The sequence below is a fragment of the Alkalimonas mucilaginosa genome (genome assembly GCF_036327005.1).
Lineage (GTDB): Bacteria > Pseudomonadota > Gammaproteobacteria > Enterobacterales > Alteromonadaceae > Alkalimonas > Alkalimonas mucilaginosa.
The window spans coordinates 112,829-138,565 of sequence record NZ_JAUGZK010000002.1; the positions used below are offsets into that span (position 1 = coordinate 112,829).

Annotated in this window: 30 protein-coding genes; 13 read left to right on the forward strand and 17 right to left on the reverse strand. The window is 51.2% G+C overall.

Translation table 11 applies throughout. The annotated features are described in order from the left end of the window. Positions 1 to 3: 3 nt before the first annotated feature. The 9 genes from coaE to QWF21_RS02810 form a co-directional block, all read right to left on the reverse strand. On the reverse strand, positions 4 to 630 hold the full coding sequence (gene coaE, locus QWF21_RS02770; RefSeq protein WP_330086516.1) for a dephospho-CoA kinase: 627 nt from the start codon (positions 628 to 630) through the stop codon (positions 4 to 6). Beyond that, positions 627 to 1,502, reverse strand: a complete 876-nt coding sequence (locus QWF21_RS02775; protein WP_330086517.1) for a prepilin peptidase — start codon at positions 1,500 to 1,502, stop codon at positions 627 to 629. The genes coaE and QWF21_RS02775 overlap by 4 nt, the downstream gene beginning before the upstream one ends. Next, positions 1,502 to 2,731 (reverse strand): type II secretion system F family protein, encoded by a 1,230-nt coding sequence (locus QWF21_RS02780; protein WP_330086518.1) that lies wholly within the window; start codon positions 2,729 to 2,731, stop codon positions 1,502 to 1,504. The genes QWF21_RS02775 and QWF21_RS02780 overlap by 1 nt, the downstream gene beginning before the upstream one ends. A gap of 170 nt (positions 2,732 to 2,901) precedes the next feature. Next, the gene (gene pilB, locus QWF21_RS02785; RefSeq protein WP_330086519.1) at positions 2,902 to 4,593 is read right to left on the reverse strand and encodes a type IV-A pilus assembly ATPase PilB; all 1,692 of its coding nucleotides are present in this window, start codon (positions 4,591 to 4,593) and stop codon (positions 2,902 to 2,904) included. 135 nt (positions 4,594 to 4,728) lie between these two features. Next, a complete protein-coding gene (locus tag QWF21_RS02790; RefSeq protein ID WP_330086520.1) occupies positions 4,729 to 6,417 on the reverse strand; it encodes a methyl-accepting chemotaxis protein in 1,689 nt (562 codons plus the stop codon). 111 nt (positions 6,418 to 6,528) lie between these two features. Beyond that, complete coding sequence (locus QWF21_RS02795; protein WP_330086521.1) at positions 6,529 to 7,803, reverse strand: O-acetylhomoserine aminocarboxypropyltransferase/cysteine synthase family protein; 1,275 nt, start codon at positions 7,801 to 7,803, stop codon at positions 6,529 to 6,531. 381 nt (positions 7,804 to 8,184) lie between these two features. Beyond that, positions 8,185 to 8,574, reverse strand: coding sequence for a GreA/GreB family elongation factor (locus QWF21_RS02800; protein WP_330086522.1), 390 nt, complete (start codon positions 8,572 to 8,574; stop codon positions 8,185 to 8,187). Between the two features lie 258 nt (positions 8,575 to 8,832). Beyond that, positions 8,833 to 9,081, reverse strand: coding sequence for a type II toxin-antitoxin system ParD family antitoxin (locus QWF21_RS02805; RefSeq protein WP_330086523.1), 249 nt, complete (start codon positions 9,079 to 9,081; stop codon positions 8,833 to 8,835). Positions 9,082 to 9,323: 242 nt separating this feature from the next. Continuing rightward, complete coding sequence (locus QWF21_RS02810) at positions 9,324 to 9,761, reverse strand: pilin (protein ID WP_330086524.1); 438 nt, start codon at positions 9,759 to 9,761, stop codon at positions 9,324 to 9,326. Positions 9,762 to 10,334: 573 nt separating this feature from the next. Here QWF21_RS02810 and QWF21_RS02815 point away from each other — a divergent pair. Then, positions 10,335 to 10,625, forward strand: a complete 291-nt coding sequence (locus QWF21_RS02815; RefSeq protein ID WP_330086525.1) for a nucleotidyltransferase family protein — start codon at positions 10,335 to 10,337, stop codon at positions 10,623 to 10,625. Then, positions 10,622 to 10,978, forward strand: a complete 357-nt coding sequence (locus QWF21_RS02820; protein WP_330086526.1) for a HepT-like ribonuclease domain-containing protein — start codon at positions 10,622 to 10,624, stop codon at positions 10,976 to 10,978. Before QWF21_RS02815 ends, QWF21_RS02820 begins: the two co-directional genes overlap by 4 nt. A 5-nt stretch (positions 10,979 to 10,983) precedes the next feature. On the opposite strand, the gene QWF21_RS02825 is transcribed toward QWF21_RS02820, so the two are convergent. From QWF21_RS02825 to QWF21_RS02845, 5 genes are all read right to left on the reverse strand, one after another. After that, on the reverse strand, positions 10,984 to 11,646 hold the full coding sequence (locus tag QWF21_RS02825; protein WP_330086527.1) for a cold shock and DUF1294 domain-containing protein: 663 nt from the start codon (positions 11,644 to 11,646) through the stop codon (positions 10,984 to 10,986). A gap of 62 nt (positions 11,647 to 11,708) precedes the next feature. Then, on the reverse strand, positions 11,709 to 12,026 hold the full coding sequence (locus tag QWF21_RS02830) for a type II toxin-antitoxin system RelE/ParE family toxin (protein ID WP_330086528.1): 318 nt from the start codon (positions 12,024 to 12,026) through the stop codon (positions 11,709 to 11,711). Next, complete coding sequence (locus QWF21_RS02835) at positions 12,023 to 12,271, reverse strand: type II toxin-antitoxin system Phd/YefM family antitoxin (RefSeq protein WP_330086529.1); 249 nt, start codon at positions 12,269 to 12,271, stop codon at positions 12,023 to 12,025. Before QWF21_RS02835 ends, QWF21_RS02830 begins: the two co-directional genes overlap by 4 nt. A 27-nt stretch (positions 12,272 to 12,298) precedes the next feature. Next, positions 12,299 to 13,189: a carboxylating nicotinate-nucleotide diphosphorylase gene (gene nadC, locus QWF21_RS02840; protein ID WP_407935254.1), complete on the reverse strand. Its 891-nt coding sequence runs from the start codon at positions 13,187 to 13,189 to the stop codon at positions 12,299 to 12,301. Positions 13,190 to 13,193: 4 nt separating this feature from the next. Continuing rightward, positions 13,194 to 13,721 (reverse strand): retropepsin-like aspartic protease family protein, encoded by a 528-nt coding sequence (locus QWF21_RS02845; RefSeq protein WP_330086530.1) that lies wholly within the window; start codon positions 13,719 to 13,721, stop codon positions 13,194 to 13,196. A 77-nt stretch (positions 13,722 to 13,798) separates the two neighbouring features. Here QWF21_RS02845 and ampD point away from each other — a divergent pair, with 77 nt between their 5' ends. From ampD to QWF21_RS02885, 8 genes are all read left to right on the forward strand, one after another. Continuing rightward, positions 13,799 to 14,356, forward strand: coding sequence for a 1,6-anhydro-N-acetylmuramyl-L-alanine amidase AmpD (gene ampD, locus QWF21_RS02850; RefSeq protein WP_330086531.1), 558 nt, complete (start codon positions 13,799 to 13,801; stop codon positions 14,354 to 14,356). Then, the gene (ampE, locus tag QWF21_RS02855; RefSeq protein WP_330086532.1) at positions 14,353 to 15,225 is read left to right on the forward strand and encodes a regulatory signaling modulator protein AmpE; all 873 of its coding nucleotides are present in this window, start codon (positions 14,353 to 14,355) and stop codon (positions 15,223 to 15,225) included. Before ampD ends, ampE begins: the two co-directional genes overlap by 4 nt. Before the next feature lie 333 nt (positions 15,226 to 15,558). After that, positions 15,559 to 16,263 (forward strand): pyruvate dehydrogenase complex transcriptional repressor PdhR, encoded by a 705-nt coding sequence (gene pdhR / locus QWF21_RS02860; RefSeq protein WP_407935255.1) that lies wholly within the window; start codon positions 15,559 to 15,561, stop codon positions 16,261 to 16,263. A gap of 45 nt (positions 16,264 to 16,308) precedes the next feature. After that, entirely contained in the window at positions 16,309 to 18,975 is a 2,667-nt protein-coding gene (gene aceE / locus QWF21_RS02865; RefSeq protein ID WP_330086533.1) for a pyruvate dehydrogenase (acetyl-transferring), homodimeric type, read from the forward strand. A gap of 11 nt (positions 18,976 to 18,986) precedes the next feature. Beyond that, positions 18,987 to 20,642 (forward strand): pyruvate dehydrogenase complex dihydrolipoyllysine-residue acetyltransferase, encoded by a 1,656-nt coding sequence (gene aceF, locus QWF21_RS02870; protein WP_330086534.1) that lies wholly within the window; start codon positions 18,987 to 18,989, stop codon positions 20,640 to 20,642. Positions 20,643 to 21,138: 496 nt separating this feature from the next. Continuing rightward, complete coding sequence (gene lpdA / locus QWF21_RS02875; RefSeq protein ID WP_330086535.1) at positions 21,139 to 22,554, forward strand: dihydrolipoyl dehydrogenase; 1,416 nt, start codon at positions 21,139 to 21,141, stop codon at positions 22,552 to 22,554. 127 nt (positions 22,555 to 22,681) lie between these two features. After that, positions 22,682 to 22,993: a type II toxin-antitoxin system RelE/ParE family toxin gene (locus QWF21_RS02880; RefSeq protein ID WP_330086536.1), complete on the forward strand. Its 312-nt coding sequence runs from the start codon at positions 22,682 to 22,684 to the stop codon at positions 22,991 to 22,993. A gap of 1 nt (position 22,994) precedes the next feature. Further along, positions 22,995 to 23,282, forward strand: coding sequence for a helix-turn-helix domain-containing protein (locus tag QWF21_RS02885; protein WP_330086537.1), 288 nt, complete (start codon positions 22,995 to 22,997; stop codon positions 23,280 to 23,282). Here QWF21_RS02885 and QWF21_RS02890 read toward each other — a convergent pair. The 3 genes from QWF21_RS02890 to QWF21_RS02900 are packed head-to-tail and all read right to left on the reverse strand — an operon-like array spanning position 23,239 to position 24,288. Next, entirely contained in the window at positions 23,239 to 23,559 is a 321-nt protein-coding gene (locus QWF21_RS02890; RefSeq protein ID WP_330086538.1) for a GNAT family protein, read from the reverse strand. The two genes, QWF21_RS02885 and QWF21_RS02890, sit on opposite strands and share 44 nt — an antisense overlap. A 14-nt stretch (positions 23,560 to 23,573) precedes the next feature. Further along, on the reverse strand, positions 23,574 to 23,885 hold the full coding sequence (locus QWF21_RS02895; protein WP_330086539.1) for a nucleotidyltransferase family protein: 312 nt from the start codon (positions 23,883 to 23,885) through the stop codon (positions 23,574 to 23,576). Continuing rightward, entirely contained in the window at positions 23,878 to 24,288 is a 411-nt protein-coding gene (locus tag QWF21_RS02900; RefSeq protein ID WP_330086829.1) for a nucleotidyltransferase substrate binding protein, read from the reverse strand. Before QWF21_RS02900 ends, QWF21_RS02895 begins: the two co-directional genes overlap by 8 nt. Positions 24,289 to 24,418: 130 nt before the next feature. Here QWF21_RS02900 and QWF21_RS02905 point away from each other — a divergent pair, with 130 nt between their 5' ends. From QWF21_RS02905 to QWF21_RS02915, 3 genes are all read left to right on the forward strand, one after another. Then, positions 24,419 to 24,688, forward strand: coding sequence for a Rho-binding antiterminator (locus tag QWF21_RS02905; RefSeq protein WP_330086540.1), 270 nt, complete (start codon positions 24,419 to 24,421; stop codon positions 24,686 to 24,688). Continuing rightward, a complete protein-coding gene (locus tag QWF21_RS02910) occupies positions 24,688 to 25,239 on the forward strand; it encodes an MgtC/SapB family protein (RefSeq protein WP_407935256.1) in 552 nt (183 codons plus the stop codon). Before QWF21_RS02905 ends, QWF21_RS02910 begins: the two co-directional genes overlap by 1 nt. Positions 25,240 to 25,326: 87 nt before the next feature. Continuing rightward, complete coding sequence (locus QWF21_RS02915; RefSeq protein ID WP_330086542.1) at positions 25,327 to 25,710, forward strand: acyl-CoA thioesterase; 384 nt, start codon at positions 25,327 to 25,329, stop codon at positions 25,708 to 25,710. Positions 25,711 to 25,737: the final 27 nt, after the last annotated feature.

Sequence of the window (25,737 nt, forward strand, 5' to 3'; positions counted from 1 at the left end):
TCGTTACCTGTTGCGCTTTTGCTGTGCCAGTTGAAGATACCGCTGATGCAGCTTTTCTATTTGTGCGGTCAATTGTTCGGGCTTGCCGCTGTTATCAATCACATCATCGGCAGCTGACAGTCGCTGTGCGCGACTAACCTGTGCGGCCATAATGGACCCCACTTGTTGTTCAGACCCCCCGTCACGCGATAAAGTTCGCTGCAATTGCAGTTGCTCTGGTAGATCGACCACCAGTAGCCTGTCGATGTAGGACTCCAGCTGATTCTCCAGCAGCAAAGGCGCAATAAACAATACATAGGGCGACTGGGCTGCGGCCAGCTGTTGTTGCATGTGTTGACGGATCAGCGGGTGTAGCAACGCATCCAGCCAGGCTTTTGCCGAGGGCTGGCTAAACACAATAGCGCGTAGCGCTTGTCGGTCCAGCTGGCCATCCGATTGCAGGATGTCATGGCCAAAGTGGGCTGTAATTTGTTCTAAGGCTGGTGTGCCCGGCTGCACCAGTTGTCGGGCAACCAGATCTGCATCTACCTGAACAATGCCTTTGCTGGCAAAGCCAGCGGCCACTGTGCTTTTGCCCGAGCCAATGCCACCTGTCAGGCCTATTACCAGGGGGAGCTGAGCTTTGTTCAAAATACCAGTACCTGCAGATACCACTGGGTGAGCTGCTGACCATAGAGCATGGCTATAAAGCCTGCCACCGCAATGTAGGGACCAAAGGGGATAGGGGTACTTTTGTCCTTGCCTTGCACCAGCAGCAGGACAGAGCCAAACACAGCACCAACGGCTGATGACAGCAAAATAATGAGCGGTAATTGCTGCCAGCCCAGCAAAGCGCCAAAGACTGCCAGTAGTTTAAAGTCACCATACCCCATGCCTTCTTTGCCAGTGAGTAGTTTAAAGGCCCAGTACACCGACCAAAGGCTAAGATAACCAGCCGCAGCACCAATAATGGCATCGGCAGGGGATGGCCCGTAACTACTCAGGCTAAACAGCAGTGCCAGCCAGAGCAAGGGCAGGGTGATTTGATCCGGTAACAGCATGGTATCCAGATCAATAAAGCTAAGTGCAATTAAAGACCACAGCACCAGCAAATACACAAAGGTTTCAAGCGTTGGCCCAAATTGCCAGGCCAGGACCACAGAAAGCAGGCCGGTGAGTCCTTCTACCAATGGATAGCGCGCTGAAATCCTTGTGCCGCAATGACGACAGCGGCCTTTGAGCCAAAGCCAGCTTAGTATAGGAATATTATCCCAGGCTGCAATGGGAGCCTGGCAACTGGGGCAAGCAGAGCGGGGTACTGCCAGGTTATAGCGCTGTGCATTGGCGTGGGCTGCATCCGGTTGAAAATACGCCTGATAGTCTTGTTGCCAGCTCAGCTCCATCATTTTTGGCAGCCGGTAAATGACCACATTCAAAAAACTGCCTACCAGCAAAGCGAGCAGCAACACCAGGGTGTAGAAAAACCAGGGCGCTTGGTGCAATACTTCTATAAAGCCAGCCATTAGACAATACTTCCCAGTTGGAAAATTGGCAAATACATGGCGATGATCAAGCCGCCAATCACCACGCCGAGCACGGCCATAATCATCGGCTCTAGCAGAGCGGTCAGGCCATCGACGGCATCGTCTACTTCCTGCTCATAAATATTGGCAACCTTGCTTAACATGCTATCCAGCGCGCCAGACTCTTCACCAATGGCCACCATTTGTACCACCATCTCTGGGAATTGCTTGGTGTTTTTCATGGCAAATTGCATCTGATTACCGGCAGTCACTTCAGCGCGCACTTCCAGAATAGCGTTGCGGTAAATTTCGTTGCCTGCTGCGCCGGCGGCAGATTCCAGGGCGTCAATCAGTGGCACACCAGCGGCAAACGTGGTCGACAGAGTACGGGCAAAGCGGGCGACTGCGGCTTTATTTAAAATAGCACCAAACACCGGAGCTTTTAACAGCAGAGCATCCATGGCGGTGCGTGCTTTCAGATTTTTGTTGTAAGCTTGTTTAATCAGGTAGCCGGTTACCACAATAGCCGCCAGCACCACCCACCAGTATGCCTGCATCAGATCGGAAATACCCAGAACAAACAAGGTAAAGGCAGGCAACTCGGCACCAAACCCGGCAAAGATTTCCGCAAATTGCGGCACGACAAAGATCAGCAGGATTGAGGTGACAATAGCGGCGATAACCAATACCGCAATGGGGTAAAACATCGCTTTTTTAATTTTAGATTTCAGGGCTTCGGCTTTTTCTTTGTATAGGGCGATACGATCAAAAATGGCATCCAAAGCACCGGATTGCTCACCCGACTTTACCAGATCACAATACAGCTCATCGAAATACTTGGGCTGCTCGCGCAATACGTCCGATAAAGGCAAGCCGGCTTGTACTTTCACCGAGATTTTCTGCATCAAAGTGCGTAAGCTGGCTTTATCGGCACCGCTGGCAATCAGATCGATGGTCTGAACCAGAGGCACACCAGCGCCCAACATGGTCGCAATTTGACGGGTTACCACAGCGATATCGGCAGCGCTTACTTTCTTTTCGGTGTTGATAAGAGGCTTGGGTTTGCGCTTTACCTGGGAGGGGGTAATGCCTTGCTGGCGCAGTAAGGCTTTGACTTCCTGACTGGAGCCGCCTTTGATTTCGCCATCTGCTTTTTTTCCGCGCCTGTTTAAACCTTTCCAACGATACGTTTCAAGCTCTTTGATTTTGTATTTTTGGGCCTGAGCCATGGTCTGTATCCTATGTGAGTTGCACAGCACCGGTAGTGTGCATGCAACGTAATCTTATCTTTTTAACCGTGCCTTTCAGCATCCAGCATTAAACACTCAACACTCAACACTCAACACTCAACACTCAACATTCAACATTCAACATTCAACATTCAACATTCAACATTCAACTAGCCCTTGGTTACCCGGTTTACTTCGGCCAGGCTGGTCAAACCCGATGCTGCTTTAATAAGGCCGGACTGCCGTAAGTTATTGACCGCTTCCTTATCTGCCTGTGCTGCTATATCCAGCGAGGTGCCACCTTCCATAATAATTTCTGCTATTTTTGGGCTCACCGGCATTACCTCGTAAATACCTACCCTGCCTTTGTAGCCATTGGTGCAGTGATCGCAGCCAACGGGTTTAAACAGCTTTAAGCCTGGCAGTTGTTCTGGCCGAAAGCCTTGTTGCAACAACTCGGCGTCGGGCAGTTTTTCTTCGGCCTTGCAATGGTTGCATAGCCGACGGGCCAGTCGCTGAGCAATGATCAGGCTGACTGAGCTGGCGACGTTGTAGGCAGGAACACCCATATTCAGTAAGCGGGTTAAGGTTTCCGGAGCCGAGTTGGTGTGTAGCGTGGAGAGTACCAGGTGACCTGTTTGTGCTGCTTTAATTGCAATTTCTGCCGTTTCCAGGTCGCGGATTTCCCCCACCATAATCACATCCGGATCTTGACGTAAAAAGGCTTTTAGCGCGGAAGGGAAGGTTAAACCTGCACGTGGATTGACCTGCACCTGATTGATACCGGGCAGGTTGATCTCGACCGGATCTTCCGCGGTGGAAATATTGCAGCCTTCGGTGTTCAGAATATTCAGGCCAGTGTACAAAGAAACAGTTTTACCACTACCGGTAGGTCCTGTGACCAATATCATGCCCTGAGGTTGGGCCAGCGCATCCATATAGAGCTTTTTTTGTGCTTCTTCGTAGCCCAGTATATCAATGCCCAGCATGGCGCTGTCGGAGTCCAGAATACGCATCACCACCTTTTCTCCCCAGATGGTGGGTAGGGTGCTGACCCGAAAGTCGATGGATTTTTTGCCGGAAATTTTCAGCTTAATACGGCCGTCCTGAGGCACCCTTTTTTCTGCAATATCCAACCGGGACATAACTTTCAAACGGGCTGACAGCCGGTTGGCCAGTGCTATCGGTGGTGAGGCAACCTCATGCAAGATCCCATCGATGCGAAAACGGATGCGGTACATCTTTTCGTAGGGCTCAAAGTGCAGATCGGAGGCACCTTTACGGATAGCATCCAGCAGCATCTTGTTGATAAAGGCGACAATGGGCTGATCGTCTTTGTCAGGCTGTACCGCGGTATCCTCTTCGTCTTCATCTTCGCTTTGCAGGCTGCTGAGATCCCAATCGCCACCACCACTTTGCTCAAAGCCATTATCAAATAACTTATCAATCAGTTGCTGCAATTGATCGTATTGCACCACGACCAACTCGGCGTGCAAGCCGCTATTAAATTCAAAATCTTCAATAGGGGCAAGATTCGTCGGGTCGGCTACCGCAATGTGCAAGCTTCGTCCGGCGCGGGATAGTGGTAAAATCTGGTATTTACGAATCAGCTTTTCATTCAGCAGCTCTTTGGGGATAGTGTCGGCATCAAAAAAGCTTAGATCCAGGCGTGAGTGCTGGGTAAGAGCGGCGGCGTGTTCGGCGAGATCGCGGGCAGACAGCAGCTTCTCGGCCAGTAAAAACTCTGGCAGTGTTTTGTACTGGCCGCCTTTACGCCCCAGCAACTCAGTAGCTGATGTGTTATTAATCAGACCTTGTTGCGCCAGGCGCTTAAAAAGCGATGAATTCGCTGAAACTGCCATAGTGTTAGGTACCGGCCATCATGCTTAGAAACTATCCCTGATTATGCCAATATTGTCTGGTTATTCAAGTTTTTACTGTATCGTTGCCATTGCCGTCGGGAACACAAACGGCCGGCACCCGCCTTAGTCGCCTTTTTAATTGCTAGCGCGCAACCTAAAGCGTCCAACCGTTTGATTCAGATCTGTTGCCAGCTCCATCAAACGCTGGGCTTGTGAAGCTACCTGTTTTCCTTGTTCAGAGCTCTGATTGGTAGTGTCCTGAAAGCCGATCAAGCGCTCCGAAATATCATCCGATACTTTGGACTGCTGCTCTGTGGCTGCTGCTATGGTGGTGGTCATATCATGAATACCCTTCATCAGCTGTTGAATGCTCTGCAGGGTATCAGCCACATCGCTGGCTTTATCGACGGCAAGTTGCACCTCAGCATCACTTTGGCGGGTGCGCTGGCCAACGCTGGCAGTGACTTTTTGCAGTGCCTCAATACGTTCACGGATTTCAGTGGTAGAGCTCTGTGTGCGTTGTGCCAGGGTACGAACTTCATCGGCAACTACCGCAAATCCCCGGCCTTGCTCTCCAGCTCTGGCAGCTTCAATCGCCGCATTTAATGCCAGCAAATTGGTTTGCTCGGCAATGTTGTTGATGACATCCAGAATCGAAGCGACCTGCTGTACCGAGTTTTCCAGCTCAGCGAGATCACGATTGGATGCTTGCAGAATTTCAGACAGGCTGGTGACGGCTTCAATGCTTGCTTTGACAACTTGCTGGCCTTCAGCTGTTTGTTGATCGGCATTGGAAGCATCCTGAGCCGCCAGCGAGCAGTTGCTGGCAACTTCGCGCACTGCTTCGGTATTTTGATACACCGATGAAGAGATGATTTGAATCGTGGCTTGTTGTTGTTCATTAATGGTAGCAGTTTGTTTTGCTACCTCGGTCAGTTCTGAAGCAGAGCTGTGGGCCTGGCTGGCTTGCAGCGAAATTTGATGCAGCAGTTGGTTCAATTGTTCACTCATCCGGCAAAATGCCTGGGTGAGCTTGCCTATCTCGTCATTTTTGCCGGATGCCAGTATGGGCTGGGATAAATCACCTTCACTGATTACTGTGACCTGCTTTAGCAAGCGATCGGTTGGCTGAATGACACGTCGTTCAATCAACCAATAGCAGACTGCCAGCATGATTGAGATGATAAGCACGGCGAGCAGACTGATAGCGACGATAACGGCTAAGCGCTGTTGCACCTGATGCACAGCTTCTGCGGTTCGTTGTTCCAGCCTGCGCTCAAACTCGGTTACCGGTTGCATGATGGCGGCCACTTCGGTCATATAGGCTTGGTCATTGAGCAACTGGTGCGCCTGTACCCAGTGTGCCATGTCGTTTGCTTGCAAAGTTGCAGGGTTTTGTCCTGTCAGCTGCTTTACCAACTCAAAAGCACGCTCTTCGGTTGCCACTAATGCCATTGAGAGCTGATTAGATCTTTGCAACAGTTGCAATTCTTCTGCGGTGAAGTTCATCTCGCGCAAGCGCTCGATATAACTCAGGCGGCGGCCATCGCCTCCGGCACTCTGCCCCTGAATTTGAGCAACCAGTTCATTGTATGCCTGCCGATAACGGGGATCCAGTGTGGCAATGTATTGCCTGGCATGCATGGTCAGGCGACTGGAGTTTTGTGAGGAGAGTTGACCCAACTGGTAGGCCTGGTAACGATAATCCTGCAGTTGCTGCGTTTGCAGCATGGTGCTGCGTAGTGCCAGCACAATCAGCAGCAATACTAAGGTGGAGACCAATGCTGCACCCAAACCAATTCGAAACATCCACTTAATGGTCATGCTAAAGCTCCGGTATGAGGTTTTACTCTAAGTAAGCTTAGCTGATAATGTTAATAGATCGAACGGCAAGCTGTGCGCGTACCGTCGATCTTTGGGGGATAAGCAGGGTGTTTAGTGCGAAGCTGCCTGCAGTGCCTGGCTTAAATCGGCAAGCAAGTCATCAATATGCTCAATACCTATGGATAAGCGCACCATATCGGCCGATACACCTGCCGCGGCCAGCTCGGCATCGTTCAGTTGGCGGTGGGTGGTGGCCGCCGGTATTGCTGAGCAGCTTTTGGCATCGCCGATATTGACCAACCGCAGGATCAGCTGCAGCGCATCGTAGAAACGGGCACCGGCTTCGCGGCCACCTTGGATGCCAAAGCTTAAAATCCCCGAAGCCTGGCCCTGCATGTACTTTTGTGCCAAAGCATGATCTTTGTGTTCTGGCAGCCCAGCGTACTTTACCCAGCTTACTTGGGGCTGTTGCAACAGCCAGTGCGCCACAGCCAGACTGTTTTGGTTGATGCGCTCTATCCGCAGCGCCAATGTCTCAAGCCCCTGCAACAGATTCCAGGCTGCCTGAGCACTTAAGGCTGCTCCCATATTCCGCAGCGGCACGACACGGGCTCTGGCTATAAAGGCTGCTTCGCCTACATCCCGGGTATAGCTCACCCCATGGTAAGACACATCCGGCTCATTGAGCAACGGGAAGCGCTTGGCATGCTGAGCCCAGGGAAACTTGCCCGAGTCGACAATCAGGCCACCAATGGTGGTGCCATGACCGCCAATGTACTTGGTAGCAGAATGCACTACGATATCGGCACCCTGCTCAATCGGACGCCATAAAAAAGGCGTTGCTACCGTATTGTCCACAATCAAAGGCAAACCATGGCGGTGAGCCAGTTCGGCCAGTTTTTCAATATCAACAATGCTGCCGGACGGGTTGCCAATGCTTTCGCAGTACACGGCCTTGGTCCGTTCATCAATCAGTTGCTCTATGGTCTGGTAATCGTCTTTATCGGCAAAACGTACCTCGATGCCCTGACGTGGCAGGGTATGAGCAAACAGGTTGTAAGTGCCACCATAGAGTTCGCTGATGGAAATAATATTATCACCGGTTTCGGCGATGGTTTGAATGGCATAGGTAATGGCTGCCATGCCTGATGCCACGGCCAAAGCGCCGATGCCGCCTTCCAGCGCTGCAATGCGTTGTTCCAGCACCGCGCAAGTTGGGTTCATGATGCGTGAGTAGATATTACCGGTTTCTTTTAAATCGAATAAATCCGCCGCATGCTGGGCACTGTCAAAGCTAAAGGAACTGGTTTGGTGAATGGGCACCGCCACCGAGTTTTGATTATCTGGCTGGTAGCCATGATGCAGCGCTATGGTTTCTCGTTTCATCGCAGTCATCCTTATTTTCAATGCAATTATTAGCAGTATACAAGGGGTATTGGAGCTATCACTTATCAAAGCATGCTGCACGCATTGTGTCAATCTAAATGTCTGGATGTCTAAATGGGCTTGGTTGCAGGGGCTATTCAGCCCCTGCGGCCGGGTCCTTTATTCCTGAGTGCGCTTTTCCTTTTTCAGGCGTCGCTTTTCTTTCAGGTTATGTTGTGGCTTTTTCTTCGTTTTTTCTTTACTCATGGGAAATTTCCTTCGCTGTAATGCATCGAGCATGCTGGTCGCAGCAGCCAGATTGTCGAATGCGCTTTTACCAGTTGTGTACTGTGCTGCGAACGAAAATACTGCATGGCCATAACCTCCTGGACTTGTTAGTAATTAGGGCGTTTGGGCTTTGGTAATCTGCAGCACCATAAAATGCAATTGGCTGCGGCCTAGCGTGACTGCAACCAGTTCACCCGCTTTTTTGTTCAGTAGGGCACGGCCAAGAGGTGAATCCAGCTCAACGCAAGTCCGGTGAGCGTCTTTGCCTGGCTTAGCCTGGCTGAGTGTGATCCAGAGTTGGGATCCGCTGGAAATATCGAACAGCTCGGCATGGTCACCCGGCATCAGACAGCTATGCCGTCCATGCCTGTTCAAGTGAGTAGCTGGGGCTGACTTTGGCGGTAATAGCACGCGGCTGTATAGCTGGCGGGGTAGCCAGTGCGCCTTTAGCAATACATCCAGCGTTGGATCCGTTTGAGCAACATAGGTAATAGGGTGCAACACAATGCCTCCGTAAAGACAGACGTGAATACAACAAAGTAAAAAAAGGGTATTTCTGCCCGGGCGCAACCAGGCGCGCCCGGCTTAAAGCTGGCAGGCGGTGAGGGGACTAACGTTGGTTGTTGGCATGTTCGCTAACAAGGTGATACTCCGTTTAGCAAAACCAAAAAAGGAACAAGGGCACCATACCCCTTCCTGCGTGGGTTTACAAGCGTGAGTGCTCTTTCACTCAGGAGCAGTGTGGTCAGTTTTATAAGGGCATTAGGGAGCTGCCCCGAAGGTTGGTTTAATTTCAGAAGCAATATCTGTTAACGACAGCTCCGACTCGCCGCTTTGCTCACCCGCCGCTAGCGCATGGCGCAGTGCAGCCAACTGATTTTCCTGTTGTTCCAGCAAGCGAAGCGCAGTACGCATCACCTCACTGGCCGAGCCATAGCGGCCGGTTGCAATAAGTTTTCCAACAAAATCGTCCAATTGGGAACCGATGCTCACGCTGGTTGTTCTGGCCATGCCGCCCCCCTTACTTATGAATAGTTAGTACAATTTAGCATTCATGGAACCCCTGTCAAAATGGTAAGTCTTTTCTTTGGATGGTGTAGTAAGGGAATTTGTTCAGCAGTTTGATACGCAAGAAATTTTGTTCTGACTCCGATATTACTGACCCCGATATTAAAAAAATAAAGACCAGCATTAAGCTGGTCTCTGATACGGGCTGGGCAGTTTAATTTTGCCGCAAGCGCAGTAAATAAATATTAATTACAACCGTTTGGTCTGAATTTCGCATCCACTGTGGTGGTACATGCCCATGACCCATCAGCATCACGAGTCCATGTAAGCGTTTCAGTTGCAATCGCTAAGGCTGCATTGCCACCAAAAGTTGCTACAATAGTTGTGGCTGCTACCAATGGATCTGAAATAACTGGTGTACCAGTATCTAACAGGTTAGATGTGGTCACACCAACATCACATTCACCGGCAGCGGTACCAAGAGCAGTGCGTCCATTTAATATACAGTTTTCTACCGCGGTTCTAAGAGCACCGGTTTCAGACATCACACGGGAAACCTGAGATGAGGCAGTGTAGCTTTGATACTGTGGAATAGCCACAGCCGCCAAAATACCGATAATCGCAACAACGATCATCAGTTCGATTAAAGTAAAACCCTGTTGGGTTTGTTTGATTGCTTTCATGGGTAAACTCCTGAGTTGTTAACAGCCCGATAGGCTACTTGTTATTCTGAGGCAAATTTCAAATTTCGCAAGGTACGGAGAATTATTTCTGTAAATTTTTTTTACTTCATTGATATAGAACTAATTTTTATTGCTTTTGTTGCTAATTTAGGCAGCTTTATTTAGTAGTAAAGTACTAGTCGTCGGAGGATCTGTTTTCGGGAAACTAGCCATAAAAGGGGGGCTTTATGCCATTTTACCGCCCTGGCATCGCGGTATGTGTTCTGTATCGTTATAAAGCTGGCGCCAGCTTCCCATCATCCAGGCAGATTCTAGCTCCTAAAGCCCTGCCAGCAGAGTTGTTTGCAAACGTTCTGCCCTGCATGCTTCCAACTGTAATCAAGGGGTCCACATTTTTTCTTCTCAGTTTGTGCGCTGAGCCTGCTTCAAATGACAAATTGAAGCGGCTACCCAAGTACCACAAAAGTCATGGTATAATGCTTAAGGTGACTACTTACGGGTGCTGGTGTCTGTCAGTATGTACACTGCAATATATGATTACTTCATGCACTGAATGAATACAGTGAGGTGATAATGAGACCATCCATAGCATTGGCTTCGCACAGAGCTGAGATTCGCGCCATTATTGCTGCCCATAACACTAAAAATGCACGGGTTTTTGGTTCTGTGGTGCGTGGTGATGATACCGACTTGAGCGATCTGGACATTCTGGTTGACCCGACACCAGACACCACTTTATTCGACATTGGGGCTATTCGGCATGAATTGCTGCAGTTGCTGCAAGTGCCAGTGGATGTGGTAACTCCTGCTGCTTTGCCTGAAACCTTTCGTGCTGAAGTGCTTTCGGAAGCAATCCCTGTATGAGTGGCAAATTGACCAGACTTGACGGTTATCTTGGTCATATCACTGAAGCCATTCAACGAATTGAAAGCTACACCGAGGATATGGATGAACTAAGCTTTCTTGACAGTGAGCTTGTTCAGGATGCGGTGATTCGTAATCTTGAAGTGATTGGGGAGGCCAGCCGCAATATTGAAAAGCATTTTCCTGAATTTACCCAGGCACATCCCGATCTTCCGCTGGCTTATGCCTACCAAATGAGAAATGCGCTGGCGCATGGTTATTTCAAAATTGACTTTGAAATAGTCTGGAAAACCATCGAGCAAGACTTACCTGCTTTGCATCAACAGATAACCCTGTTACAGCTTAAAAGCTGACGTTTTTATGAACCAAACAACGCCAGCCGGCCGATAAATTCCTGGCCATGTTGGCTTAGTAGCCAGGCGATCAGCAGGGCATTGCCGAGCACCACCAGCCAGAACTCGCGCTGAAAACGAAACTTACGGCGTTTATGCGCCAGTTTCTTTTGTGCCAGCAAGGCACCGGGCCAGCCACCGATCAAACTATAGAGTTGCAGGCTTTCTTCCGGCAGGCGTTGCACCTGGCCACTGATGGCAGCGGCTTTGTCTTGCTGGTACAACCAATAGGTAAAGAGGCTGGCTTCGAGGTACAAAATAGGCAACACAAAGGGCAGGCTGCCAAACAGCAAGGCAATGACCAGCAGCATTAAAAAGCCACTACGAAAATACAGCGACACATCTTCGGCATAGCCCAAATCAATGCTTTGACTGGTTTTGTTTGGTTGGGGTTGTTGTTTGTCGGCTTCGGTAAATTGCAGCTGAATGGCAATCGGGCGGCCGCGTTTGTCGGTACCCAGGCAAAATTGCACTTCGTCACCTAGCTTCGGGCGAGCGGATTTGGTGACAAAGTCACGGATATGAAAAAACAGCTTTTGTTGGCTTTGCTGACAGAACAGAAATCCGAAGCCTTTCACATCCTGCCAGTACACCACCCGCCCGGTACGCGGTTGCTCTGATTGCTGCATGGCTTGTGTTCAGGGTTATGGTGAGTACCTGTTTGAGTGTAACAGAAGCCGACAGTTCCATGTCAGTTTTTTGGTGGTATGCTGCGTTCGGATAAGTGCTGGGCGGGAGCCATATGCTTGTGAAGGACTGCAAAAACTATAATTTTTTCGGTTTTACTGATGTAGTAAATAATATGGCTTTGACAAGGAAAGCTGTAAGCATCCTGTCGCACATCCGGGCGGTGGCTACCAAGTTTTGGATGCTCTGCAAGCATGAAGAAGCTGTTTGTAAGCTGCGTGAGGTATTTATTTGTCTGCAGCTTCCCCCATTGCAACAGACTGTATTGCCTTATTCGGCGGATATCAGCTGTTGCATCAGGTGTAAGCTCAAATCCGCTCAATCAAGGTCACCGGCCAGCAGTTGCTTCATAAAGTGGGCTCCATCAATCGTCTGGGTTTCATCGATACTGGCAGCTCGAAGTTTCAGTAGCTCTAGTTTTAGTGCATTGATGTTTTCAAACTCTTCAGCAGAGATCATAACTGCAACGGCTTTACCATTTTTATTAATGCCAACCGGGCTGGCTTGAGCTTTGAGCAGCAGGGAGCCAAAGTGTGTTTTTGCTTCATTCGCCGTTATGGATTCCATTGCTTGAGCCTTTACTCTGAGTTTGCATTAATTATGGTCGAAACGTTCGATTCGATCAATCTGCAACCGCATCGATAAATCAATGGCCTGCACATGCTTGGTTAAAGCGCCGGAGGAAATAAAATCTACCCCGGTGGCGGCCAGCTCGCGCAACCGCTCGCTGGTGATATTGCCGGAGACTTCCAGTTTGGCTCGCTGCTGATTGATGGCAACGGCTTGCTGAATATCAGCCAGGCTAAAGTTATCCAGCATAATAATATCGGCACCGGCTGTTAAAGCCTGCTGCAGCTCTGCCAGGCTTTCCACTTCTACTTCCACCGGCTTACCTGGGAAATTGCTGCGGGCCTGAGCCACTGCTTTATCGATGCCACCGGCAGCGGCAATGTGGTTTTCTTTAATCAAAAACGCGTCGAACAGGCCGATACGGTGGTTTTGACCACCGCCACACAACACGGCGTATTTTTGTGCCAGCCGCAGGCCAGGGATGGTTTTTCGGGTATCAAGCAATTGGGTGCGGCTGCCTGCCAGTTGTTGTACATAGAGATCGGTGGTGGTGGCGGTGCCACTTAAGCTTTGCAAAAAATTCAATGCACTGCGCTCGCCGGTCAGCAGGCTGCGGGCATTGCCCTGCAGGCGACAGAGCAGTTGGTTGGGAGCGACGCTGTCGCCGTCCTTTACCTGCCAGTCCAGTTGTACGCCGGGGTCTAGCTGCTGGAACACTTCATTCACCCAGGCAACGCCACAAATAATGGCTGCTTCCCGGCTAATAATGGTGGCACTGGCATGCTGGCTGGCCGGGATCAGGCTGGCGGTAATATCACCTTGTTCAACCGGTAAGTTGCCTAAATCTTCAGCCAGGGCAGTGGCAACAGAAGCGCGTATATGGTGTTGCAGTTCAGCGGTAATGGTCATCAACATAGGATCAACGTTGTATCAGAGTCAGTTGGTTGGCTTGTTGATTGAATTCTAACTGGTTCAGGGCGCTCATGCCTAATAAAATCTCGGTACCTCCCAGATTGGGCACTATGCTGGCGTCTACCTGATGCAGCCGGATATCGCCCAATTGCAGTTCATCAATCTGGCTGCGCCAGGCATCGGCAATGCCATTGGCGGTCATCACCTGAATACGCTGTCCTTTGCGCAGGCCAAGCCGGCGCGCAGCTTGTTCGGAAACAGCCACTGTGGTAGCACCGGTATCGAGCATAAAATCGGCGGGCAGACCATTGATCAGAGCGGTACCAACATAATGGCCGGAGCGGTTACGCACCAAGGTCGTGCGTGTTTCGCCCTGTACGCCCTGAATGCTGTGCAATTGCTGATTTGGGTTGTTCTGATGGTGCAAGTAACCCTGAAACCACCAGACCAGCAGGCCAAGCAGCAGAAGCCAGGCAATCACGGTAAAGCTTTTACCGATAAATTCTGTCGATTCAGTTGGTTGCTTATCTGTCATTTGCTTCTCTTTTTATAGAGCCTGCTGTTGTGCAGTGCTATGATACGGCCAAAGTAGCCAATGCCAACAGGAAAATTATGTTGCAAGCGCCAGTGGATCTTGTACGCCAGTCGCCGCACTGCGATCAACGGCCGGACGGTAATCGTATTTGTTTGCTGGTGATACATAACATTAGTTTACCTCCGGGCCAATTTGTTCCTGCCGGGGTGGCAAAGCGTTATATCGATGATTTTTTTCTCGGCCAGTTGGACGCATCGGCTCACCCTTTTTTTGCTGAAATTGCGCATTTGCGGGTCTCAGCCCACTGTGTAATTTGGCGTGATGGTCAAATCTGGCAATACGTGCCCTTTGATAAGCGCGCCTGGCATGCCGGCATCAGCAGCTTTGATGGCCGGAAACAATGCAACGATTTTTCGATAGGTATTGAGTTAGAAGGCACCGATGATTTGCCGTATACTGATGCACAGTACCAGAGCTTAACACGCTTAACACTCTGGTTGATGCGGCAGTACCCGGGCATCACGTTAGCGCGTATTGTTGGGCATCAGCACATAGCCCCGGCGCGTAAAACGGATCCCGGACCGGCATTTGACTGGCTGCGTTACCGGGCGGCATTACAGGAGAGCACTTTATGACGTTAGTTAGTATGTTACTGGCCCTGATCATTGAACGGTTGGCTGCCCGCAGTGAGCTATGGCAGGGCAGTCGCTACGCTAAAAGCTGGTTTTCACTGACAGCTGGCAGCAAGCTGGCCGAGATCGCGAAGCATCCGATTGGGCAATATGCCTGGATCTTGCTACCAGGTTTTCTGGTTTGGTTATTGCTGCGTCTGATCGATCTGTGGTTGCTGACTACCCTGGTTAATACGCTGTTGTTGTTGCTGGCCATCGGCTGCTGGCATTATCGTCAGCTGTACAAGCAGTTTCTAAATGCGCAAGACCGTAATGATGATGAAGCCGCTTTTCTTGCGATGCAGCAAATTCGTCAACACAGCGGTTTGCAATCAGACGATGCCAGTTACGGCCAAAGTCTGATTTGGCTGAATTTCCGTTATTATGCGGCTGTGTTGTTCTGGTTTTTACCATTTGGCGCTTTTGGTATTATTACCTACGTCATTTTGCGCCAGTTGAACCAGCCCAGCTACAGCGAGGATCCACAGATGCTGCAGTTGGAGGCCTTGCTGCAACAAGAGCATGAAGGCACGCCAGCTTACCAGCGGCTGATGCATATTGCGGATTGGTTTCCAGCTCGTTTGTTTGGCATTGGTTTTGCGCTGGTGGGCTATTTTTCCCGTGCTTCCAGTGCCTTGCTGGGGTATTTCCTGGACTTCACCAGCCCAAACGAGCAGGTGGTGCTGGATGTTGCCACTGCAGCCGAGCCGATTGATGAAAGCATACTCAATACGGCGGAGGAAACGGCAACCATGGTGCAGTTGGCCAAACGTAATATTTTGTTCTTTCTGGCTTTGACTGCTATCCTGACACTGGCGGGCTGGTTAGGCTAAGCTTTTTCACTCTATTCATTGGCTCTACAAGCAAAGCCGCTCTGTTGTAGCGGCTTTGTTGTATCTGCCGTCACTTAATCTGGTCATACCAATTCTGTTTGTTCCCATTAATCACGGTTTGGTTAGAGCCTTAGCTCTAACTTTTTTGGTGGTTTGCATCTGCAACCTTCTTCTGCTTTATTTACTTGTCAGGTAGAAACTGATACCTTAACCACCCTATCGGCTAATTGGTCTTACCAATTTACACCGTTGGTGCAATTTAGACTGTGGATAGCGCTTTTGATTATTAAACCAGCCAAGTTATCAGATCGCATTGTCGAGCAGTTGGAACACATGCTGCTGGAGGGCAGTTTTACGCCCGGGCAAAAGCTGCCGCCAGAGCGTGAGCTGGCGTTGCAGTTTGAAGTATCGCGGCCGTCGCTGCGTGAGGCGATCCAAAAATTAGAAGCCAAGGGGCTGGTCAAGCGGCGTCAGGGTGGAGGGACTTATGTCTGCGATAATTTGGCGGTTGGGCTGACCGACCCTTTGTTTGAGCTGATTGCCCGCCATCCGGAGTCGCAGTTTGATTTGCTGGAGTTTCGCCACGCCTTAGAAGGCATATGCGCCTACTATGCAGCGCTGCGCGGTACAGCTGCAGATTTCGCGCAAATCGAGCAGCGCTACCAAAGCATTTGCCAGGCGCAAGCCAATGCCGATTTAGCGGCCGAGTCCTATGCAGTGAGCGCTTTCCACCAGGCGGTGGCGGAAGCGTCACACAATGTGGTGTTGCTGCACCTGGTGCGTGGTATGACGCCTTTGGTTGAGCAAAATATTCATGCCAACCTCGCTACTATTCAGCAAAAACCAGAAATCAAGGCGCAACTGAACGCCCATCGGGAACACCTGATGGAGGCCATTGTTCAGGGCGAACCGGAAAAAGCACGTCAGGCAAGCCACCGGCACCTGGCCTATATCGAAGAAGCTCTGCTTGAAGTGGGCAAAGAGCGCTCCCGGTTGGAGCGTTCATTGCGCCGTTCGCAACAGGGCGATGCACATTAACACAGGATGCAATCCTGAACTGTGAACAACCAAAGGAATCCCGATATGTCTGAAGTCAGTCAAGTGGACATCGACGCACTCGAAACCAAAGAGTGGCTGCAAGCACTGGAGTCAGTGGTCCGTGAAGAAGGTGTTGAACGTGCCCAGTTTTTGCTGGAGCAGGTGCTGGAGCAAGCCCGGCTGGAAGGGGTGGACATGCCTACCGGCGTCACCACCAACTACATCAATACCATTCCGCCACAGGATGAGCCTGCTTACCCTGGCGATGTCAATCTGGAACGGCGCATTCGTTCGGTGATCCGCTGGAATGCCATCATGATCGTATTGCGGGCCTCGAAAAAAGATCTGGAGCTGGGCGGCCATATGGCGTCTTTCCAGTCCTCGGCAGCGTTTTACGAAACCTGTTTCAACCACTTTTTCCGTGCGCCAAACGACAAAGACGGCGGCGATTTGGTGTTTTATCAGGGCCATATCTCTCCTGGTATTTATGCCCGAGCCTTTGTCGAAGGCCGCTTAACGGCTGAGCAGTTGGATAACTTCCGGCAGGAAGTAGGTGGCAAGGGTTTATCGAGCTACCCGCACCCGAAACTGATGCCAGAGTTCTGGCAGTTCCCAACGGTATCGATGGGCCTGGGCCCGATTGCCGCCATTTATCAGGCGCGTTTCTTAAAGTACTTAAACGGTCGTGGTTTAAAAGATACCAGCCAGCAGCGCGTTTATGCCTTCCTGGGTGACGGTGAGATGGACGAGCCGGAATCCCGTGGTGCTATTTCTTTTGCTGCGCGTGAGGGCCTTGGTAACCTTTGCTTCCTTGTTAACTGCAACCTGCAGCGGCTGGATGGCCCGGTGATGGGCAATGGCAAAATCATTCAGGAGCTGGAAGGCCTGTTCCGTGGCGCTGGCTGGAACGTGATCAAAGTGGTCTGGGGCAGTGGCTGGGACAAGTTGCTGGCCAAAGACACCACCGGCAAATTGCTGGAGCTGATGAACGAAACCGTCGATGGCGATTACCAGACCTACAAATCCAAAGATGGTGCTTATGTGCGTAAGCATTTCTTTGGCCGTTATCCTGAAACGGCGGCCCTGGTTGCGGACATGACCGATGAAGAAATCTTCGCGTTAAAACGCGGTGGTCACGAGCCATCAAAGTTGTATGCAGCCTTTAAAGCGGCGCAGGAGTGCAGCGATAAACCAACCGTGATTTTGGCCAAAACCGTGAAAGGTTACGGTATGGGTGAAGCGGCTGAGGGCAAGAACATTGCTCACCAGGTGAAGAAAATGGATATGACGCATGTGAAGCAAATTCGCAAGCGCTTGAAGCTGGAAGACTTTATCAGTGAAGACGAGGTCGATGCACTGCCGTACATCACGCTGGAAGAGGGCACGCCAGAGCATCGTTACCTGCACGAGCGCCGCAAAGCGCTGCATGGCTATACCCCGGTGCGTTTACCACGCTTTAGCGCTGAGCTGACCCTGCCAGAACTCAGTGCGTTCGAGCCGCTTTTGGAAGAGCAAAAACGCGATATCTCTACCACCATGGGTTTTGTCCGTGCACTGAATATCCTGTTAAAAGACAAGCACATCGGCAAGCAGATTGTGCCGATTATTGCCGATGAAGCCCGTACCTTTGGGATGGAAGGCTTGTTCCGTCAGATTGGGATTTACAACCCGCGCGGCCAGGGCTATACGCCGGAAGATCGCTCGGTGGTGTCCTACTACAAAGAAGATGTGTCGGGCCAGGTGTTGCAGGAAGGCATCAATGAGCTGGGTGCGATGTCGTCCTGGGTGGCGGCAGCAACCTCGTACAGCACCAACGATTTGCCGATGATTCCGTTTTACATCTACTACTCGATGTTTGGTTTCCAGCGGGTCGGCGATATGGCCTGGCTGGCCGGAGATCAGCAGGCGCGTGGTTTCCTGTTGGGGGCGACCGCCGGCCGTACTACGCTGAATGGCGAAGGTTTGCAGCATGAAGACGGCCACAGCCATATTCAGGCCGGTACCGTACCGAACTGCATTTCCTATGATCCCACCTACGCTTACGAGCTGGCGGTGATCATTCAGGATGGTATTCGCCGCATGTACGGCCCGGAGCAGGAAAACATCTACTACTACATCACGGTGATGAACGAGAACTACCACCATGGTGCCATGCCAGAAGGTGTGGAAGAGGGCATTCGCCGCGGTATTTATAAGCTGGAAAGCTTAACCGGCGACAAGGCGCAAGTGCAACTGCTGGGTTCAGGCACCATCCTGAACGAAGTACGCAAGGCGGCGCAAATTCTTAGTGAAGAATACAGCATTGGTTCCAATGTCTATTCCGTCACCTCGTTCAACGAGCTGGCAAGGGATGGTCAGGATTGTGAGCGCTTTAATATGCTGCACCCGGAAGCCGAGGAGAAAGTGCCGTACATCGCTACGGTGATGAACAGCGCGCCGGCCATTGCTGCGACCGATTACATGAAGAGCTACGCTGAACAGGTGCGGGCCTTTGTGCCGGCCGACTCGTACAAGGTGCTGGGCACCGATGGTTTTGGTCGCTCCGACAGTCGCGAAAACCTGCGCCGTCACTTTGAAGTGAACGCGGGCTATATCGTAGTGGCTGCGCTGAATGAGCTGGCGAAAAAAGGCACGCTGAAGAAGTCGGTGGTGGCTGACGCCATCAAAAAATTCGACATCGACAGCGATAAAATCAACCCACTGTACGCCTAAGAGGATGACCAATGAGTATTGAAATTCATGTGCCGGACATTGGCGCCGATGAAGTTGAAGTGACTGAAATTCTGGTCAGCGTTGGTGATACGGTGGAGCCAGAGCAGTCTCTGTTGACGGTAGAAGGCGACAAAGCCTCGATGGAAGTACCGGCTAGCGAAGGCGGCGTGGTCAAAGCCATTAAAGTGAACACCGGCGATAAAGTGAAAACCGGTAGCCTGATTATGGTATTTGAAGCGGCAGATGGCGAAAAGACCGACACTGCAGACAAAGACGAAGCGGCCACATCGGATACGGCTGCCAAGGATAGCGCTGATGATGCTTCAGACGATGAGGCGGCAGGTAGCGAAGAGAAAGAGGTAGAAGTACCGGATATCGGTGGCGATGAAGTTGAAGTCACGGAAATCATGGTCAGTGTTGGCGACAGCGTCGAAGCCGAGCAGTCTCTGCTGACGGTGGAAGGCGATAAAGCCTCGATGGAAGTACCGGCACCTTTTGCCGGTACGGTCAAAGCGATCAAGGTAACCACCGGTGATAAAGTCAAAACCGGTAGTCTAATCATGGTGTTTGAAGTGGCAGGTTCTGGCAGCAAGGCCAGCAAGCCAGCCCAAAGCGAGAAAAAAGCTGAGAGCAAGGCCGATGCCAAAACGGAGCAGCCGGCCAAGTCGGACAGCACAGCAAGCTCAGACAGCAAGCCTGCTGCCAGCGACAGCAAAGCAGCCGGCAAGGACGAGTTTGTTGAAAATGCAGCCTATGCCCATGCCTCCCCGGTAGTTCGGCGCTTAGCACGCGAGTTTGGCGTGAACCTGGCTAAAGTCAAAGGCACCGGTCGCAAAAACCGGGTGCTGCGCGAAGATGTGCAAAACTACGTCAAAGAGCTGGTGAAGCAGGCGGAATCCGGCAAGGCAAGCTCCGGCGCTGGCATGGATGTCCTGGCCTGGCCGAAAGTGGATTTTGCCCGCTTTGGTGAGATTGAGGAAAAGCCGCTAAGCCGTATTCAGAAGATTTCCGGTGCCAACCTGCATCGCAACTGGGTGCGTATTCCGCATGTCACCCAGTTCGACGAAGCCGATATCACCGGACTGGAAGATTTCCGCAAAGAGCAAAATGCGCTGGCCGAGAAGAAAAAGCTGGGCGTGAAGTACACCCCGCTGGTGTTTATTATGAAAGCGGTGGCCAAGGCGTTGGAAGAATTCCCAACCTTTAACTCCTCGTTATCGGAAGATGGCCAGAGCCTGATCCTGAAAAAATACGTCCATCTGGGCATTGCGGTCGATACGCCGAATGGCCTGGTGGTGCCGGTGGTACGGGATGTCAACACTAAGGGCGTGATTGAACTGTCGAAAGAGCTGATGGAGATTTCTGCTAAAGCGCGGGATGGCAAGCTGACCTCGTCCGATATGCAGGGCGGCTGCTTTACCATTTCCAGCCTGGGCGGCATTGGTGGCACGGCCTTTACCCCGATTGTGAATGCGCCTGAGGTTGCCATTTTGGGGGTTTCCAAATCGGAGATCAAACCGAAGTGGAACGGCAAGGAGTTCGAGCCTAAGCTGATGCTGCCGTTGTCGGTCTCCTACGACCATAGGGTGATTGACGGCGCGCTGGCGGCACGCTTTACTGCCACTTTGGCGAGCTATCTGGCGGATATTCGTCAGATTATTATGTAGTTTCGGGTAAGGATAGCTTAGGTGTAGGTGCTACTGATTGGGTAGCGCACACAGACACGCCGTGAACCCATCCGTGGGGGCTGCGTTTTGCCATCCCTGGCAAAAAGCGTCTGTTTAGCGTACCCAGTCAGCAGCACTGGCAGAGATAGCTTAGGTGTAGGTGCTGCTGATCGGGTAGCGCACACAGACACGCCGTGAACCCATCCATGGGGGCTGCGTTTTGCCATCCCTGGCAAAAAGCGTCTGTTTAGCGTACCCAATCAGCTGCACTGGCAGAGAACGGTGTGGCCGCGTACGCTACCCGGTCAACTCCCTAAGTCAACTCTAAGGTCGTTATTAGCCAGCAAAGTTTTGTTGCTGCGCTGAAAAGTTACAAGACATCATTCAGGCTGAATGCTAAAATTCAGCCACATTTTTCGTCGGCAGCCTGCGCGGTTGTAAGCAACCACTTAGTACGCGCGCTGCCACTATGGTTCACAAGGTGAAAGGTATAACGATGAGCAAAGAGATCAAAACGCAGGTCGTGGTATTGGGCGCAGGCCCTGGTGGCTATTCTGCAGCATTCCGTGCTGCCGACTTAGGCCTGGACGTAACCCTGGTAGAAGCCCGCAGCACCCTGGGCGGTGTTTGTCTGAACGTGGGTTGTATCCCTTCCAAAGCCTTGTTGCACGTTGCCAAAGTGATCGACGATGCCAAAGAAATGGCATCCCACGGCGTAACTTTTGGTGCGCCGGAGATTGATCTGGATAAAATCCGTGCCTGGAAAGACAAAGTGGTTGGTCAACTGACCAAAGGTCTGGATGGCATGGCGAAGATGCGTAAAGTCAACGTCGTCAATGGTTACGGCAAGTTCACCGGTGCCAACACCCTGCAGGTGGGCGATACCACCATTACCTTTGAGCATGCTGTGATTGCTGCCGGCTCTGAGCCAGTATCGCTGCCGTTTATTCCAAAAGACGACGACCGCATCATCGACTCGACCGGCGCGCTGGAATTAAAAGACATTCCTGGCGAAATGCTGGTGCTGGGTGGCGGTATCATTGGCCTGGAAATGGGTACTGTGTACCGGGCTCTGGGCTCCAAAGTATCAGTGGTTGAATTTGCCGACCAACTGGTGCCAGCAGCCGATGCCGATATCGTCAAAGCTTACACCAAGTTCAACAGCAAAAACTTCACCATCATGCTGTCGACCAAAGTGGTGGGCGTGGAAGCGAAGAAAGACGGCCTGTACGTGACCTTTGAAGGCAAAAACGCACCAGAAAAAGCGGTTCGTTACGACAAAATTCTGGTGGCAGTTGGCCGTAAGCCAAACGGCAACCTGCTGGATGCGGCCAAAGCCGGCGTGAACGTGGACGAGCGTGGCTTTATCAATGTCGATAAGCAGCTGCGTACTAACGTCAAGCACATCCACGCCATCGGTGACGTGATTGGCCAGCCAATGCTGGCGCACAAAGCGGTGCACGAAGGTCATGTGGCTGCAGAAGTGATTTCTGGTATGAAGCATTACTGCGACCCACGCGGCATTCCTTCAGTGGCTTACACCGATCCGGAAATGGCCTGGGTAGGTGTGACCGAGAAAGAAGCCAAAGAGCAGGGCATCAATTACGAAGCAGCGACCTTCCCATGGGCAGCTTCAGGCCGCGCCATCGCTTCTGCCCGCACCGAAGGCTTCACCAAGCTGATTTTCGATAAAGAAAGTCACCGCATTATTGGTGGCGCCATCGTTGGTATCAATGCCGGTGAAATGCTGGGTGAAATCGGCCTGGCCATTGAGATGGGCGCCGATGCTGAAGACATCGCCCTGACCGTGCATGCCCACCCAACGCTGAACGAGTCCATCGGCCTGGCCGCCGAGATCTACGAAGGCTCGATCACCGATTTGCCAAACCCAAAGGCAAAGAAGAAAAAGTAATTTTTCTTCCGTAAATCAATAGATAAAGGCCGCATTTGCGGCCTTTGTTGTTTGTGATTGACGCTTCGCCATCTGTGTCGCATACTTGTATAAAAGTACGCCATTGACGTACATGAAAGGATGCATTGTGATCTTTGTAGAAACAGCAGTGTTTACCCGGTTACTGAAGCAGCTGATGTCTGATGATGAGTATCGGGTGTTCCAGCAGCATTTGGCGAACAATCCAGACAGTGGCAAACTCATAAAAAATAGTGGTGGTTTGCGTAAAATACGCTGGGGACGTGATAGCCAAGGGAAAAGTGGCGGTGTCCGGGTGATCTACTATTTTTTGCAGCCGGATAACCAGATTCGTTTATTGCTAATTTACCCGAAAAATGAGCAGGATAATCTAACAGATAAACAACTGAAGTTATTGAAAAATATAGTTGAGAGGTGGTGATATGAACGACAATCTGTTTAACCAACTGCTGGAAAGTGTGCAGCAAATGGATGAAATTGCGCGAGGTGAGCGCCAACCATCACGGGAATACTATGTGACTGCCCTGAAGGTAAAAGAAATCCGGCAAAAAACACAGTTAACGCAAGCAGCTTTCGCAAGTTTGATTAATGTGCAACTAGGTACCTTGCGCAATTGGGAGCAAGGCCGACGAGAGCCAACCGGCCCGGCTAAGGCTTTGCTGCGCGCTATTGAGCGGGATCCGAAGCATGTTCTTGCAGCTTTAAACTAGGGCTTGTTGAAGTCAACGTTAGCCGGATCAGCACCCAACCTAAATAGGCCTGATCACTTAGCCGACGCACCTGCCAGATGCCAAAACCAAGTGCTGGATCGAGGTACTTCGCCATGCGGGTTAGCATGGTCTGTTCAATATTGGCCATGCTGCTGCGCTTGCCGCCATTGAGGTAGCGCATCACTTCTTCGTCCTGATCCACTTCGTACAACAGCTCCGCGTCTTGCATGCCAAGCAGGGTAAAATTAAGGCGGTGTGAATGGGGTAGGGTAAGCATAACTATCCTTGTCTTTAAGGCTGTATAACGAGCTTTTGCGCTGCAATAATGCGCTTGAAATCGGGCGAGGTACTGGCCCAATCGACCAAATCTACTTTCCAGGGAAGATCAGACTCGCTGAAGGCTTCGGCCACCTCGGCCAGCTGACTCAGGGGAAGCGGTTGTTTAGTGATGATGGCCAGATCCAGATCGGAATAGGGTTTGGCCTTGCCCTGCACTCTGGAGCCAAAAGCCCACACCGGATATTGCGACAGATACTGCTGCAATATAGCAGCAATGTGTTGCCATTCCGGTTCACTGACTTGCAAACGCTCAGGTTTATTCATGAGCTAAGCGTTGTTGCAGTTGCGTGGCCAAAAACCGTGATTCCGCCAGAAAGTCAGGGATCCCGGCCACCACTTGCAGGGCAATGTCTTCATCGTAGGTATGGCTGGTTTTGGCGCACATATCTCGGTAAGTCCGCCAGGCTGGCCAGTTGCCTTGCAACAGGCCCTGCTCGTTGGCAGTACGGATGAGATCGGCAAAAGGCATTCGATCGAACTGCTCTGGGGACGGCGAGCTAAACTCCAGATAGCGCTTCAGAGTTTTATGGCTGATTTCGTAGGTAAATTCAAAGCGTTGTACCAAGCCATCACGGATCTGGATATCACGAATATCCTGCTGGTAGCGCAGCAAGCCTTCCTGCAGGCGTTCAATGGCTCTGGTCAGTGGCTCTATATCCAATGGAATGGAGTGGCCTCAATCTATGGCTTGTGGACAGTGTAGCTTAGCTGATGGTGGTGACCAAGTTAAATCCTGCTATCCACTTTGCTCGCAACTCAGCTACACTCAGATCAGTCTCATCACTTTGGAAACTATCATGATTATCGACTGCGATCAGCACGATTGGGTAGAAATTTTTTGCTTGCGCAAACAGCTGCTGTTGCTGAATTTGCAGGATGGTACCACGCGGACAATAAGAGCCGCAGGAACCCGCAATACTGCCGAGCAGGAATACCTTTTGTGTGAAACAGAAAGCGGTGAGCAGACTATTCCATTGTTGGCGATTGCCAGCATTCAGCCACTGCATGATTGTGGCAAGGTCGACGGTGCAGCGATAACGCTGAAGCTGCAGGAAGGGCCTCAATGATGGAGTTGACTGAACTGCTAGATCTCAGCCCACTGGCCTGGCAGGAAATAGCCACGGCATTGTTTTGTGGTTTTGTGATTGGCCTAGAGCGGCAATTGCGCGGCAAGCCGGCTGGTATTCGCACCTCAATTTTGATTGTGCTTGGCACTTATGTGTTTATTGCCGCCTCGGTGTCGACCAATACTGAAGTAACTGATCCATCCCGTATTATCGGCCAGGTGATTACCGGGGTAGGTTTCCTGGGCGCAGGTGTGATGCTGACCCGCGATGGCATGGTGTTGGGCGTGACATCAGCGGCCACCATCTGGATGTTGGCCGCTGTGGGTGTTTGCATTGGGATTGGTCAGGATGCAGCAGCCATTAAGTTGTCTTTATTGGTGGTGGCTGTGCTGGTTGGGATAGATGTATTGGAAAACTCCTCGGCAGCGATGCGCCGCGGGGTGCACCGCAAATACAGCGAATGGACGGAACGAAACGGTTCTCTTTTTAAACGACGTAAAACAGATCGCGAAAAAGCCCATTGGCACGATCCGGACGAGCCACATCGCTGAATGCTGCCAGATAGCTGACCACTTAACCGCCATTCCTTGGTAAACTAAGCCATCTTATTACGGCCATCAGCATCTGGAGAGCAGCCGGTGTTTTCTGTTGACTTTAAAGTACGTGACTACGAGTGCGATATGCAGGGCATTGTCAATAATGGGGTCTATTTCAACTACCTGGAGCATGCCCGCCATGAGTTTTTGCAAAGCAAAGGCATTGATTTCGCCGAGCTGGCCCGCCAGCAGGTGAATCTGGTGGTGGTACGCTCGGAACTGGATTACAAAGCACCGCTGCAAAGTGGCGATCACTTTGCTGTTACAGTCGCTTATGAACCCATTTCAAAACTGCGTTTTGGTTTTCGGCAGCAGGTGATCCGCAGTCGCGATCAGAAAGTGATGCTGGAAGCTTTGGTGATTGGTACGGCGGTGAATGCCAGAGGCCGGCCTTTTGTGCCTGATGCTTTACAGCTGTTGCAATAATTGTGGCGTGAGCGAGGCTTATTTAGA